The 14,444-nt window shown below is 67.3% G+C and carries 8 protein-coding genes and 1 riboswitch; of the genes, 3 read left to right on the forward strand and 5 right to left on the reverse strand.

All coding sequences use genetic code 11. From position 1 onward, the window contains the following. Positions 1–575 precede the first annotated feature (575 nt). Positions 576–1,115 (reverse strand): gluconokinase, encoded by a 540-nt coding sequence (locus QRM89_RS13740; protein ID WP_285448260.1) that lies wholly within the window; start codon positions 1,113–1,115, stop codon positions 576–578. Positions 1,116–1,273: 158 nt separating this feature from the next. Between QRM89_RS13740 and QRM89_RS13745 the strand changes: the two genes are divergently transcribed. The 3 genes from QRM89_RS13745 to QRM89_RS13755 all read left to right on the forward strand — a co-directional run bounded on the left by QRM89_RS13745 (position 1,274) and on the right by QRM89_RS13755 (position 9,198). Then, positions 1,274–2,656 (forward strand): MFS transporter, encoded by a 1,383-nt coding sequence (locus tag QRM89_RS13745; protein WP_076040948.1) that lies wholly within the window; start codon positions 1,274–1,276, stop codon positions 2,654–2,656. A 44-nt stretch (positions 2,657–2,700) separates the two neighbouring features. After that, on the forward strand, positions 2,701–5,055 hold the full coding sequence (locus tag QRM89_RS13750) for an NdvB protein (RefSeq protein WP_285448283.1): 2,355 nt from the start codon (positions 2,701–2,703) through the stop codon (positions 5,053–5,055). A 699-nt stretch (positions 5,056–5,754) separates the two neighbouring features. Next, a complete protein-coding gene (locus QRM89_RS13755) occupies positions 5,755–9,198 on the forward strand; it encodes a PAS domain-containing hybrid sensor histidine kinase/response regulator (RefSeq protein ID WP_285448261.1) in 3,444 nt (1,147 codons plus the stop codon). Between the two features lie 614 nt (positions 9,199–9,812). Here QRM89_RS13755 and QRM89_RS13760 read toward each other — a convergent pair. The 4 genes from QRM89_RS13760 to QRM89_RS13775 all read right to left on the reverse strand — a co-directional run bounded on the left by QRM89_RS13760 (position 9,813) and on the right by QRM89_RS13775 (position 14,334). Continuing rightward, on the reverse strand, positions 9,813–10,394 hold the full coding sequence (locus tag QRM89_RS13760; RefSeq protein WP_040942077.1) for a manganese efflux pump MntP family protein: 582 nt from the start codon (positions 10,392–10,394) through the stop codon (positions 9,813–9,815). A 4-nt stretch (positions 10,395–10,398) separates the two neighbouring features. Beyond that, positions 10,399–10,570: riboswitch (yybP-ykoY riboswitch) on the reverse strand. A gap of 115 nt (positions 10,571–10,685) precedes the next feature. After that, on the reverse strand, positions 10,686–12,206 hold the full coding sequence (locus tag QRM89_RS13765) for a S41 family peptidase (RefSeq protein ID WP_285448262.1): 1,521 nt from the start codon (positions 12,204–12,206) through the stop codon (positions 10,686–10,688). 81 nt (positions 12,207–12,287) lie between these two features. After that, positions 12,288–13,463, reverse strand: coding sequence for an AraC family transcriptional regulator (locus tag QRM89_RS13770; protein ID WP_285448284.1), 1,176 nt, complete (start codon positions 13,461–13,463; stop codon positions 12,288–12,290). Positions 13,464–13,584: 121 nt separating this feature from the next. Further along, entirely contained in the window at positions 13,585–14,334 is a 750-nt protein-coding gene (locus tag QRM89_RS13775; RefSeq protein ID WP_115557256.1) for an IclR family transcriptional regulator, read from the reverse strand. Positions 14,335–14,444 lie beyond the last annotated feature (110 nt).

Below are 14,444 nucleotides of genomic sequence, written 5' to 3' on the forward strand. Positions count from 1 at the left end.
ACAAAATGATTCAATCGGATGATCACGCAAACCCCTGTAAAACAGCGGTCTACTGAAAGTAACCTGGCCACGTTGCGCATCCTGTGTGACGCCCGGCACACGCGTGAGCTGCCCTGCATCGCGGCATCTGCAGACCACCAACACATAGCGCTTCAAGCGTTCGATGCGTTCGATGCGTTCGATCTTGTAGCGGTGCAGTACGCTGCGTGTGCACGCCCGCGCGGGTCGCGGTGAGGGTTCGGTGCATGCACCGATTACGTATTGGCGCATGCCCGCGGGTATGCGAGGCCGCGTGAGTTGGATGTCGCGGAAGCAGCCAGCTGCGCATCGTCGCCGAATGCGAACGCGATGGTGCCGTTTGCTGCAACGTGCCGTGCGCCGCAGCGTCAGCAGCACGTTCTCTGACAGCAATGTCTATCGCATCCGTAAGCTGAAGCTGCGTGATCTGCAGCTGGCCCACGCGCTGCCACGTATCACGTAGTCACCGCAATCGGGCGGCGCTGCAGCGGCGCTATCGCACGCCGCCACGCACGCATGCGACCCATCGATCCCACTACCACTGCAACGCGTTTGCGTTACGCCAATGCCAGCTGCGCGATCGCGTCCTGCACCACCTCCGGCACGGTGGCATCCACGTCCACCGACACCACGTCGGCTTCGTCCAGCGGCAGTTCCAGCGTCTGCAGCTGGCTGTCGAGTAGGCTCGGCGGCATGAAATGGCCCGCGCGCGCGCTCAGGCGTGCGGCGATCACGTGCGGCGCGGCATGCAGGAACACAAAGCGCATCGGAACCCCGCTGCGGCGCAGCAATTGGCGGTGCGTGCCGCGCAATCCGGAGAACGCCAGCACCACTGATTCACCGCCCTGCACGCAGTCGCGCAAGGTCGCCGACAGCAGCTCCACCCAGGGCAGCCGCATCGCATCGGTAAGCGGTTGCCCGGATGCCATCTGCGCGCGCGCGGCCACGCTGTGATAGTCGTCGGCATCGAGAAAACGGAAGCCGTAGTGCGTGGCCAGGGCCTGCGCAATGGTGGTCTTGCCGCTGCCCGAAACGCCCATCACCACGATGGCCAGGGGCGAAGCGGACGCGGGCGTGGCAGCTGCTGCAGTCTCCATCACGTCAGGTTATATCTCCGGATCGATTCGGCATGTTGCCGGATTTCACGTTGGCGGCAGGCCGATGCGTGGTGTAGCGTCGGCGCTCCTTGCCAGGTGAGCGGTCCAGCAGCGTAACGGTGCGCTCCGCCGGGTTCAACGCATCCGAAGGTCTGTCGATGACGTCATCGCCTGCAACGCCTCCGCCGTTGGCGCCACTGCGCCTGCGCGAAAAACTCGGTTACGGTGCCGGCGATCTGGGCCTGAATCTGTACTGGGCCAACATTTCCGCGTTCCTGCTGATCTTCTACACCGACACCATGCACCTACCGGCCGCGGCCGTGGGCACGATGATCCTGCTCACCAAGATCGCCGATGCGATCGCCGACCCGGCGATGGGCGCGCTGGCCGACCGCACGCGCAGCCGCTGGGGCAAGTTCCGCCCGTATCTGTTGTGGGGCGCCGTCCCGATGGCGGTGACCGGCGTGCTCGCCTACACCACGCCGGCGCTGGATCAGAACGGGCGCATGTGGTGGGCCACGATCAGCTTCCTGGTGATGATGCTGGCCTACACGGTGGTGAGCATTCCGTACTCGGCGTTGTCGGGCGTGATCACCGCCGACAGCAACCAGCGCACCAGTCTGATCAGCCTGCGCTTCATCGCCGCCTTTGCCGGCACCACGCTGGTCAATTACTGCACGATGGATCTGGTGAAGTGGTTCGGCGGCGGCAACGATGCGCTGGGCTGGCAACGCACGATGATGCTGTACGGCGCGGTGGCGGTGGCGTTGTTCGTCACCGTGGCGCTGACCACGCGCGAACGTGTGCAGCCACCCCCACAGCAGCGTTCGCCGATCCGCCAGGACATCGCCGACCTGCTGCACAACCGCCCGTGGTGCGTGCTGTTCGTGCTGTCGTTGATCATCATGATCACCATCGTGATGCGCGGCGGCGCCGGCGTGTACTACCTCAAGTATTACGTGCAGCGCCCGGAGCTCACCGGGTTGTTTCTGGGTGGCTATTCGGTGTCGCTGGCGGTGGGTGCGGCAATCACGCCGCTGCTGACGCGTCACTGGGACAAGCGCACGCTGATGACTGCGCTCATGGCCAGCGTGGGCCTGCTCAGCTGCCTGATGTTCTTCATCCCCGCCGATATGGTGTGGGCGATCTTCGCCTTGAACATGCTGATCGGCGTGGCGCTGGGGCCGAAATCGCCATTGGCGTTTTCGATGTATGCCGACAGCGCCGACTACACCGAATGGAGCACCGGGCGGCGTGCCACCGCGATGACCTTTGCCGCGGCCACGTTCTCGCAAAAGCTTGGCGGCGCGCTGGCCTCGGCCGGCATCGCCTGGGTGCTGGCCGGCATGGGCTATGTCGCCAACAGCGCGCAGTCGCAAGCGTCGTTGACCGGCATCGTGCTGCTGTTGACGGTGATCCCCGGCGTGGTGGCCTTGCTGGCCGCCTGGACCATGCGTTTTTACCCGCTGGACGACGGCCTGCTACGCCGCATCCAGCTTGAACTGGCCGCGCGCAAGCGCGACGAACCGGAGCACTCCTGACAGTGTCTGCAGCCTCCCCCGCACCCGACGATCTCGCCACGTTGATGGCGCCCAGCGCCGACGGCATGCGCTATGCGCTCTACAGCCCCACCGCCATGCCCACGGCCGGCGGCTTCCTGTGGAACCGCCGCATGATGGTGCAGCTGACCTGCCGCGGTTACGCCACCGCGCAATTCATGCAGCCGGAGCCGGCCAAGTACGCGCATGCGCCGCTGCTGGAAGCGCGCAATTTCATGATGCCGGAGCAGCCGTACTACGCGCATCACCCCGGGCGCTTCTTCTACCTCAAGGACGAAGACACCGGCGCGCTGTATTCGGTGCCGCATGAGCCGGTGCGTGCGCCGGCGGAAGCGTTCGAGTTTTCCGCCGGCAAGCACGATGTGCGCTGGCGGGTGCGCCACGACGGCATCGTGGTGGAGCTGTGCGTGTCGCTGCCCACCGACGATGCGGTGGAGTTGTGGGAATGCCGCGTGCACAACCAGTCCGGACGCGCGCGGCGGCTCAGCCTGTATCCGTATTTCCCGATCGGCTACATGTCCTGGATGCACCAGAGCGGCGGCTACTCGCCGGAGCTCGGTGGCATCGTCTGCCGCAGCGTGACGCCGTATCAAAAGGTGGATGACTACTTCCGCCAGCGCGATTTCAAGGACTGCACCTTCTTGCTGCATGAGCAGCCGCCAGTGGCCTGGGACGCGCAGCAGATGGCGTTCGAAGGCGAGGGCGGGTTGCATGCACCGTCGGCGGTGCAGGCCGAGCAACTAGGCAACCACGACGCGCATTACGAAAATCCCGCCGCCGCGCTGCAGTACCGGCTCAGCCTGGAGCCGGATGCGGCAACGGTGTATCGCTTTGCGTTCGGCCCGGCCAAGGACGATGCGGAGATTGCGGCCCTGCGTGCGCGGTACCTGTCGGCCGAAGGCTTCGCCGCTGCCGCACAGGACTACGCGCAGTATCTGCAGGCCGGGCGCGGCTGCGTGCAGATCGCCACGCCCGATGCGGCGCTGGACAACCTGGTCAATCACTGGCTGCCGCGCCAGGTGTTCTATCACGGCGACGTCAATCGCCTGACCACCGATCCGCAGACGCGCAACTATCTGCAGGACCACATGGGCATGGCCTACCTGCAGCCGGCCACCGCGCGCGCGGCGTTGCTGCATGCGTTGTCGCAACAGGAGCCCAGCGGTGCGATGCCCGACGGCATCCTGCTGGTGGAAGGCGCCGAGCTCAAATACATCAACCAGGTGCCGCATACCGACCACTGCGTGTGGCTGCCGATCTTCCTGGACGCGTATCTGGCCGAAACCGGTGACGTAGCAGTGTTGGATGCGGTGGTGCGCACGCACGACGGACAGGCGCTCAGCGTGGCCGAGCGGCTGGACGCAGCGATGCAATGGCTACTGGATGCGCGCGACGCACGCGGGCTGAGCTTCATCGCGCAAGGCGACTGGAACGACCCGATGAACATGGTGGGCTGGCGCGGCGTGGGTGTGTCCGGCTGGCTGACCGTGGCCACGGCCTATGCGCTGCGGCTGTGGTCCGGGATCTGCGCCGCTCACGGGCGCAGCGCGCAGGCAACGCAGTTCGGCCAGGCGGTGGAGGAGGTCAACGCTGCCGCCAACCGCGAGCTGTGGGACGGCCACTGGTATGCGCGCGGCATCACCGATGATGGCGTGCGCTTCGGCATCGCCGACGATGAAGAAGGCCGCATCTATCTCAATCCACAGAGCTGGGCGCTGCTGGCCGGGACCGCCGATGCCGAGCAACGCGCGGCGCTGCTGGCCGCGGTGCGCGAGCAACTGCACACCCCGTACGGGCCGGTGATGCTGGCGCCGGCGTATACGCACATGCGTGATGACGTGGGCCGCCTGACCCAGAAATGGCCGGGCGCCGCGGAGAACGGTGCGGTCTACAACCACGCGGTGGCGTTCTATCTCTACAGCCTGTACCAGATTGGCGACGCCGATCGTGCCTGGGAGATCCTGCGCGCCATGCTGCCGGGCCCGGACATGGCCGATGCGCTGCAACGCGGCCATCTGCCGGTGTCGCTGCCCAATTACTACCGCGGTGCCTGGCATCAGTATCCGCGCACCGCCGGGCGTTCCAGCCAGCTGTTCAACACCGGCACGGTGGCCTGGGTGTACCGCTGCGTGCTCGAGGGCCTGTTCGGGCTGGTGGGTGACGGCGATGCACTGGCGGTGCGCCCGCAGCTGCCCTCGCACTGGCCGCAGGCGCAGGTGACCCGGCAGTTCCGCGGCGCGCAGTTCGAGGTGGACCTAACCCGCGAGCCGGGCCGCACCCAGCTGGAAGTGCAGGTGGATGGCGTGGTCAGCCCGGACCAGCGCGTGCACGGCATCGTCGCCGGACGCACCTACCAGCTACAGGTACGGCTGCCGGGCTAGGCGTCAGGTGACGGTGGAGCGTTGGGTGAGGTGTGCGATGGGGTTCCTGGTGACGCCCATCTCTGGCAGAGCCCATCGCGCGCGAGCGCGCTCCTACGGGAGCGGGCCAGCGGACGTTGGCCAGATCGTTCCTATGCGGATGGGCGCCATCGGCCGCGCCGTCCCGTTAAACGCCAACGGATAGGCCACGCGGGTTTCGATACGACAGCACATGCGGTTCTCGATGCCCCCCGCAGGCCGCCACCAGCCAGTCGCCACGAACACAACGCTCTGGTAGGAGCGCGCTTGCGCGCGATGAAGCCGTCCCGATACGCCGAACGCATAGCGCTGTCTCACCGCGGCTGTTTAGTTCCCCAGGGCGCGCACGTCTTACCTAAGCAGCTGTAGCTACGGCCTAGCGGCAGATACGCTTGCCCGCGCTAATTGCACCGGTAACGGCGCAGCGTGGGCGCTAGGAGCACGATGGGCGTCCCGGTAAAGCTCATCGCGCGCAAGCGCGCTCCTACGAGAGCTGGCGGACGCCGGCCAGTGCCCTGCGCGGATAACCGGCATCCACCGCCATAGCCAACACCCTCCACCGCGCCCCAGCCAACCGCTCTTGCGATTCCCGATTCCCGATTCCCGATTCCCCAACGGCGATTCCCGATTCCCGACCCCACTGCGTAAACTCCCCCCTCGCATTCCCGCCTAGGAAGCCCGTTGGTCTCGAGCTGGATACTGCTGCTGGTCTCGCTGGGATATGCCGCGCTGCTGTTCGGGGTGGCGTGGTGGGGCGATCACCGCCCGCTGTACCCGGAGCGGCCGTGGCTGCGGCCGGCGGTCTACAGCCTGGCGCTGGCGGTGTACTGCTCGTCGTGGACCTTCTACGGCGCCGTGGGCTCGGCGGTGCGCAACGGCATCGGCTACCTGCCGATCTACCTGGGCCCGCTGCTGTTGCTGCTGTTTGGCTGGCGCATCATCGAACGGCTGGCGCTGATCGCGCGTGCCGAAAACACCGTCTCCATCGCCGACTTCATTTCCTCGCGTTATGGCCGCTCGCGCCGGCTGGCGGCGCTGGTGGCGGTGATCGCGCTGGTCGGCATCGTTCCCTACCTGGCCCTGCAGTACAAAGCGGTGGCGATGAGCCTGGAAGTGCTCACCGGCCACAGCAGCGCCGGGCGCGGCATCTTTGCCGATCCGGCGCTATACGTGGCGCTGCTGATGGCGTTGTTCGCCACCTTGTTCGGCACCCGCCAGGTGGATGCCACCGAGCATCACCACGGCATGATGCTGGCGATTGCGCTGGAGTCGGTGATCAAGCTGGTGGCGATCGTGGCGGTGGGCGTGTTCGCCTGGCTGTGGCTGGGTGATCACCAGCTGCACATCGCCGATTCGGCGCGCACGCTGTTCCAGCACACGCCATCGGTAGGCTTCATCTCGCAGACCTTGCTCAGCTTCCTGGCCGTGGTGTGCCTGCCGCGGCAGTTCCATGTGGCGGTGGTGGAATGCAGCGATGTCGGCGACATCCGCCGCGCACGCTGGTTGTTCGGGGCCTACCTGGTGATCATCTCGGCGATGGTGGTGCCCATCGCCTCGGCCGGTGTGGCCTTGTTCGGCCAGGACAGCTCGGTGGTGGACGATGCGGTGGTGCTGGCGCTGCCGCTGAGCCAGGGCAATACCGTGCTGGCACTGGTGGCCTACGTGGGCGGGTTCTCCGCGGCCACCGGCATGGTGATCGTGGCCAGCATCGCGCTGGCCACCATGGTCAGCAACGACCTGGTGATGCCGGTGCTGCTGCGCCGGCGCAGCAGTGCCGACGCGCGCGCCACCGTGGCCTCGCGGGTGTTGTGGATCCGCCGGGTGGCAATCCTGTTGCTGGCGTTGATCGCCTACGGCTACCACCGCAGCGTGGCCAACGACACCACGCTGGCCGCCTACGGGTTGATGGCGTTCGCGGCGGTGGCGCAGTTCGCGCCGGGCGTGATCGGCGGGCTGTACTGGCGCGGCGCCAGCCGCAAGGGCGTGGAGACCGGCATGGTGCTGGGCTTCATGACCTGGATCTACACGCTGCTGCTGCCGGCGGCCACGCGCGCCGGCTGGCTGCAGCCGGAGTGGCTGGTGGATGGCCCGTTCGGCATCGGCTGGCTTCAGCCGCAGCAACTGTTCGGCATGAGCGGCTGGGACCCGCTGGCGCATGGCACGTTCTGGTCGCTGCTGATCAACACCGGCACCATGATGGTGGTATCGGCGCGCTGGCGTCCCGGTGTGGACGAGCGCCTGCGCGCAGCGCCGTTCCTGGACCCGTATTCGCAGCGGCCAGCGGTGGCCGGCGAATGGCCTGGCCACGTGCATGTGGCCGACCTGCAGGCGCTGGCCGAGCGCGTGGTGGGCGAGCGGCATGCGCATCGTGCGTTTCTGGATCAGGCGCAGCTGCTGGAACGCGAGCTGCAGCCCACCGCCGTGGCCGACCGCGCCTGGGTGCAGTTCACCGAGCGCCTGCTGGCCGCATCCATCGGCGCCGCGTCCGCGCGCCTGGTGCTGACCAGCCTGTTGCGGGGCTCGGGCATGGAGCTGGGCGAGGTGGTGGCGGTGCTCGACGAGGCCGGCCAGGAGTTGCGCTTCAATCGCGAAATTCTCTCCACCACGTTGGAAAACATCAGCGCCGCGGTGAGCGTGGTCGACCCGGACATGCGCCTGACTGCGTGGAATCGCCGCTACCAGCAGCTGTTCGGCTACCCCGACGGCATGCTCTATGTCGGCCGCCCGGTGGCGGACCTGATCCGCTACAACGCCGAGCGCGGCGAGCTGGGCGAGGGCGATATCGAAGATCAGATCGACCGCCGCATCCGCCACATGCGCGCCGGCTCGCCGCACGTGTTCGAGCGCACCCGCAGCGACGGCAAGGTGATCGAAATGCGTGGCCAGGCGCTGCCCGGCGGCGGCTACGTCACCAGCTACAACGACATCACCGACTACAAGCGCGCCGAACGCGCGCTGCTGGACGCCAACGAAAACCTGGAGCAACGCGTGGCCGACCGCTCGCGCGAGGCCGAGCTGGCGCAGCAGTCCAAGACGCGCTTTCTGGCCGCGATCAGCCACGACGTGTTGCAGCCGCTAAACGCCGCGCGGCTGTTTGCTTCGGCATTGCGCGAGAGCCACCAGAACAACGAAGAGCAGCGCCACCTGGCCGAGCGCGTGGATGCCTCGCTGCGTGCAGCCGAAGAGTTGCTGGACGGCCTGCTCGACGTTTCGCGGCTGGATGCCGGCGGCTTGCGCCCCACGGTCGAAGACTTCGATGCCAGTGCCTTGATGCACGAGCTGGCCGCGCAGTACGCGCCGGTGGCGGCCAGCCGCGGGCTGCGGCTGCAGGTGCACGCCCGCGCGCTGTGGGTGCGCAGCGACCGCCGCCTGCTGCGCCGGGTGATGCAGAACTTTCTGGCGAACGCGCTGCGCTACACCCGCCAGGGCCGCATCGTGCTGGGCATGCGCGGGCGCGGCGCGCAGGTGGAGCTGCAGGTGTGGGACACCGGCCCGGGCATTCCCGAGCACCACATGCGGCAGATCTTCGAGGAGTTCCGCCGCTACCAGCAGCCGTTCGACTGGGGCGAGCAGGGGCTGGGGCTGGGCCTGTCGATCTGCCAGCGCATCTCGCGCCTGCTCGATCACGACCTGAGCGCGCGTAGCCAGGTCGGCCAGGGCAGCATGTTCTCGATCCTGCTGCCGCGTGTGGACGCGGTGCCGGCCGCACCGGTGCCGGTGCTGGCGGTGCGCCCGCAGGCCAGCGGCGATTCGCTGGCCCGGTTGCGCGTGCTGTGCGTGGACAACGACCGCGAGATTCTGGACGGCATGCGCGCGCTGCTCGGCCGCTGGCAGGTGGAGGTGATCACCGCCAGCACCGTGGACCAGGCGCTGGAGCGTGCCCGCGAGCGCCCGGACGTGATGCTGGTCGACTACCACCTGCACGACCGCCTCGATGGCCTGGACACCCTCGACGCCTTGCAGGCCGCCGCCGTGGGCCCGATCGCCGGCGCACTGCTCACCGCCGACGGCCGCGATGAACTCAAGCAACTGGCGCGCCAACGCGGTTACCGCCTGCTCACCAAACCGGTCAAACCGGCGTCATTGCGCGCGTTCTTGAGTGCGTATCACGACACCATGCGGTGACGTGCGTTAGTTGCGGCTTGATCGCGCTGCTTACAAAACACGCAACACCGTAGGAGCGCGCTTGCGCGCGATGAGGCTTTGCCGAGGACACGGCATCACCGGGAATGCCCATCGCGCGCGAGCGCGCTCCTACGAGTGAGTCGCGCCCTGATCCAGGAGCCTGTGCGCAGGCAGCGGTCGCTGATGTCGCCGTGCGCATTCTTGAGCGCCCATCGCGACATGATGCGTTGATGCACGGCGGCATCTTTGATGCACCACGCTGCTTACAGGACAGCCAACACCGTAGGAGCGCGCTCGCGCGCGATGAAGCGTTACCGAGAACACGGCATCACCGGGAACGCCCCATCGCGCGCAAGCGCGCTCCTACCAGTGCCCAGGCCGATACCGGTGTCTGCGCTCAGGCAATTTTCCGCTGATCTCGACGCGCCCATCCCTGAGTGCCTATTGCGCATGATCCGCTGATACGCGGGGTTTATGGATGCACCATGCTGATTACAGCAGACGCGAATTCCGTAGGAGCGCGCTCGCGCGCGAAGAAGCGTTACCGAGAACACGGCATCACCGGGAACGCCCCATCGCGCGCGAGCGCGCTCCTACCACGGCAATCGCGCTGTCTACGCCGCGCCGCTGAGGTGTTCGTACAGGATGGTGCTGCCGATGAGGATCAGGATCACGCCGCCCAGGATCTCCGCGCGCTTGCCGATCAGCGCGCCCAGTGCACGGCCGAGCATCACGCCGGCGGTGACCATGCTCAACGTGCACAGCCCGACCACGGCCGCCACCACGCCGATGTGCACATCCAGAAACGCCAGGCTCACGCCCACCGCCATCGCATCGATGCTGGTGGCAAAGCCGGTGGCGGCCAGTGCCAGCAAGCCATAGCGCTTGGGCGTATCGCGCAGTGCCTCATCCACCGCGGACTCGTTGCGCAGCCCGGCCACGATCATGTGCGCCCCCAGCGCGCCGAGCAGGCCGAAGGCGATCCAGTGATCGAAGGCGGCAAGGTAATCGGAGGCCGCGCGTCCGAGCATCCAGCCGATCACCGGGGTGATCGCTTCGATGCAGCCGAACACCAACCCGGCGCGCACGGCATCACGCCAGCGCGGCCGCCGCATCGCCGCGCCCTTGCCGATGGCCGCGGCAAATGCGTCGGTGGACATCGCAAAACCAAGCAACACGATAGAGAGCGGAGACATCGACAACCTCGGGTTGGGCACGATCACAACGGCATGCGCCCGCGCCCAACCATCGTTGTGCACGCATGCCGCTGGTCTCGCCAAACCAAGAGTGGTTGCCCGCACCACGGCGCAACGGCCGAGTATGTTGACGCGGGCGCTTCCATCGACTGGAAGCAGGCTACTCCCCAAGGGGGCGCGCAGTGTACCAACGTGCGCCACGGATCAGCGCGTTTTGCCTGCACGCGAAGGTCGGTCTGATCTTTATAGCCGAAGCTATGTGGCAGCACTGCGGAAGGCGACTCACCCGACTCACGCACCGGGCAGCAACGCGGTAACCGCCGCCATTTCCGCATCGGTACCGTGCTGCAGATCTGCAGCGCTTGGCCGCACGGTGATGTCGGGCAGCACGCCGCGATCCGGTTGTGCGGTCAAAGGGAACTGGCCCACCAGCGGCAGGTCCACTTCGATGTGCGAGTTGGGCAGCTGCACGAAGAAGAACGCGCTGCCATTGATGCCACGCAGATTGCCACCGGTGGGTTGCCCGACCAGCGTGGCCAGCCCATTGGCTTGCACGCGTTGGGCGAATTCGAACGTGGCCGAGCTGTTCTCGGCGCCGATCAGCACGAACACCTTGCCGGCGAAATGCGGCGCGCGCGGCGCGATCTGCGTTGACGTCTCGGTGGGTGCATCGTCGCTGGCCGCGTCACGCAGTGTATAGAAGCGTGCATCGTCAGCGTCTTCAACCGCGCGCGCGCCCCAATCGCGAAAGGAGGCGTCCCAAGTGGTAACAAACGGTGCCAGCGACGCGGGCAGGCGGCGGTAGCGCACCCGCTTGCGCATCGGCGGCACACCGAGCGCACGCGCGGACAGATACCCCTGCAGCACGCTGCCCACATCAAGCCCGCCTTCGTTCCCACGCAGGTCGATCACCAGCGCGGGGACCTTGCGCGCGGCCAGGGTGGAAAAACTCTGCGCCAGAAATCCGCGCCAGTCCCACTGGCTGTCGTACAAGGCCCAATCGGGCATGCGCAGGATCGCCAGCCGCGCGTCTGGCATTTCCAGGCGCCATGCCGGCGCGGTGCTGTCGCGCGGTTGGATCGGCGTCATTACCTGCCGTTGCGCTGCCGTCAGGCTGTGCACCTGCAGCGTGCGCACTGCGCCACCCCCAGGCCCGCGCACACGCAGCAACGGTTCGGCGCTGATCTGCGGAAACAGTAGCGGCAGGTAGGCATCGAACGCCTCGATGCGCGCGAAGCCCTGCACCTCCATCTGCGCGATGCGCTTGGCATCGTTGCTGCCGTCCGCGCGTGCCACGCTCATCAGGGCCGACAGGATCTGCGCGGCGGGCACGCCGTCGATCGCCAGCACCTCGGTGCCGGGGACCAGCGACCGCTGGTTCGAGCCGTTGCGGCTGATGACCATGCGCCCATCCAGCCAGCGGAAGTAGAACGGCAGATGGCGGTCGTGGTCGAACAACGCGTGCTGGATCGCCTCGGGTTGATTGACGAAATTGGGGAAGCTGTGGCCGCAACGCACGCTGGCGGTCAGGCGGGAGATCGCCAGATAGGCCTGGGCCAGGGTGGCGCCCTGGCCGAGTTCGGCACGCAGCGCTGCAAAGCGTTGCGCCACCGCCTGCTCGCTGGAATACCGATACAGCCCAGGATGCAGCGCAGCGTAGGCCTGCTCCAGCACTGCGATGTCGGCAAGCAGGGCGGGGCCGGGCAGGACGCTATCACTGCGCACTGGTGGCGCAGGGGCTGCAGTGGTGGCGCCAGCCGGCTGCCAGCTCAGCAATGCCACGACCAACAACAGGCGAAGGCGACGGGACATGGCGACTCCTTGATTGGGAGCACCCAGCCTGCTGATCGCTGCTGCAGCAGACGACTCAACAGCCCAATGACGCGACGATTTTCAGGCGATGGGACGTTGCGAGCGGCGGTAGTCGCTGGGTGTGCACTGCAGGCTGGCGCGGAACACGCGGTTGAAGCTGGCCTTGGAGCCGAAGCCGACCGCCAGTGCGATGGTGAGGATGTCCTGGTCGCTGGTGAGCAGACGCCGCGCCTCCGCAATCCGCAGCCCGTTGATGAACCCGCTGAAGGTCTGCCCCAGCCCCTCGTTGAGGCCGCGCGAGAGGTAGTTGCTGTTGGTGCCCATGCGCCGCGCCAGCTCCGGCAGGCTCAGGTCCGGCTCGCGCCACCAACAATGTGCATCGACCTCGGCCGCAATGCGCGCGCCAAACGCGTGCCAGTCTTTTTCCTGGGCCGCGCTGACCACTGCCAGCCCCGCCGGGGCGCTGGCGTGCTCCGGCAGCGGAACGGCGGGTGGCGCGGACCCTGCACGTGCCGGCGCATCGGCCAGCGCATCGCCGCTCAGCAGGAGATCGCGGCGCGGGTACCGGGCCCGCGCATGGCGCCAGCCTTCCAGGCCCAGGTAATAAACCACTGCCACGGTGGCCAGGTAGCGTGGAAATTCGTCGAAGTACGACAGCCGGTGCCACCAGCGGTCGCTGACCGTGAAGCCGAGCCGCAACAGCAGCAGCGCGCTGGCCGCCAGCAGGAAGCCGCGCAGCCAGGGCAGGCGTAGTTCCTCGCGTGCGCCGCTGTGATGTTCCAGCCAGCGCTGGTAGCTCAGATACTCGCGCCAGGCCATCAGCAGATACACGCCGAGCGAGAGCAGCACCAGCGCGTCCTGCAGCGGCGCGATCCAGGGCCGCTGCACGGCGTCGTCCCAGGCCCATTTGCGCTGCAGCGGCCAGGTGAACAGCCAGGCGTAGTAGCCGCCCTGCAGCAGTGCCGGCAGCAGATGCAGCGCCCACCGGCGTGGCAGATGCGCGCGCGCCAACTGGCGCACATAGAGCCAGACCAGCGGGCCAATCGCCAGCTCCCAGAACAAAGGGGCGTAGGTCAGGTCGGGATAGGCGTCATAGGCACCGGCGTAGCCGAGCGTATAGGGCGTGATCAGCGCCACCACCACCAGCAGCAGTGCGGCCAGACAGCGGTTGGCAATGCGGTTGCGCGGCGCCCAGAGCAGCAGGCCCGCGCCGATCACGCCGTGTGCGCTGCCAAGCAGCAGGCTGGTGCTCCACATCCCGAAACTGATGCTGGACATGTCATCCCGCTGTGCCGATCGCGCCGAGTATAGGCCCGCGTCCGCGGCGCGGTGCATCAGGCGTGTGCAGCCATCTCCGCAGCCGCGCAACAACCGTGTGTCAGTGCAGCCCGGCCGAGATCTCGGCGGTTGCCGCACGCAGCGCGCTCAATGCGGCCTGCGGGCCGACCAGTTCCGGGCGGCGTTCGATGAAGGGCACGGTGAGCGTGTAGGCGGCGCTGCCGCGCTGCAAGATCGGTGCGGTGAGGTCCACCACGCCCACCACCGCCTCGCTGGCGTGCATCGCGTAGCCGGCCTGGCGGGTTTGCTCGGCATCGCGCAGGAACTGCGCGCGGTCGTAGGGCACCTCGCTGGCGTCCAGCTGCTCCAGCCAGCGGGTCTGCACTTCCGGCTGCTGAAAGGCGAACAGCACCAGGCCCGAGGTGGAATGGGCGAGCGGGCGGCGATGCCCGGGCCGCACCACCAGGCCCAGGTCACTGGGCACATCCATCTGCGCGATCACCACAATCTGGTCGCCAGACGGCGCCACCAAATGACAGGGCTGGAAGATCGCATCGGCCAGCCGGCGCATCACCGGCAGCGCGGCGTCGGTGATGGTCTGCACCTGCGGCTGCTGCATGCCGAGCATGAACAACCGATTGGTCAGCACGTAGTCGCCTTCGCCATCGCGGGTGAGATAGCCGCGCTCTTCCAGCACCTGCAGCATGCGGAAGATCTCCCCGCGCGAGCGGCCGATGCCCTGCGAGATCGCGCCCATGCTCATGGGCTGCGCCTGGCGCGCCAGCAGCTCCAGGATGTCCAGGCCCTTGTCCAGGGCGGGGGCACGGTACTTGGCGGGTTCGATGCTCATCCGTTTGCAACTCCAGGCACGATGCAGCGCGTCAGGGTACAGGCATCGGCTGGAGGCCCGCCAACGCCGTCCGGTGCAAATATAAACAAAGTTTTTATATTTGCATGCCA

The sequence above is a fragment of the Xanthomonas sp. LMC-A-07 genome (genome assembly GCF_030208825.1).
Taxonomy (GTDB): Bacteria; Pseudomonadota; Gammaproteobacteria; order Xanthomonadales; family Xanthomonadaceae; genus Xanthomonas; species Xanthomonas campestris.

Coding starts and splice junctions, on each gene's coding strand:
- QRM89_RS13745 (WP_076040948.1), top strand. CDS start 1,274: ATGACGTCATCGCCTGCAACGCCTCCGCCGTTGGCGCCACTGCGCCTG.
- QRM89_RS13765 (WP_285448262.1), bottom strand. CDS start 12,206: ATGTCCCGTCGCCTTCGCCTGTTGTTGGTCGTGGCATTGCTGAGCTGG.
- QRM89_RS13770 (WP_285448284.1), bottom strand. CDS start 13,463: ATGTGGAGCACCAGCCTGCTGCTTGGCAGCGCACACGGCGTGATCGGC.
- QRM89_RS13740 (WP_285448260.1), bottom strand. CDS start 1,115: ATGGAGACTGCAGCAGCTGCCACGCCCGCGTCCGCTTCGCCCCTGGCC.
- QRM89_RS13760 (WP_040942077.1), bottom strand. CDS start 10,394: ATGTCTCCGCTCTCTATCGTGTTGCTTGGTTTTGCGATGTCCACCGAC.
- QRM89_RS13750 (WP_285448283.1), top strand. CDS start 2,701: ATGGCGCCCAGCGCCGACGGCATGCGCTATGCGCTCTACAGCCCCACC.
- QRM89_RS13775 (WP_115557256.1), bottom strand. CDS start 14,334: ATGAGCATCGAACCCGCCAAGTACCGTGCCCCCGCCCTGGACAAGGGC.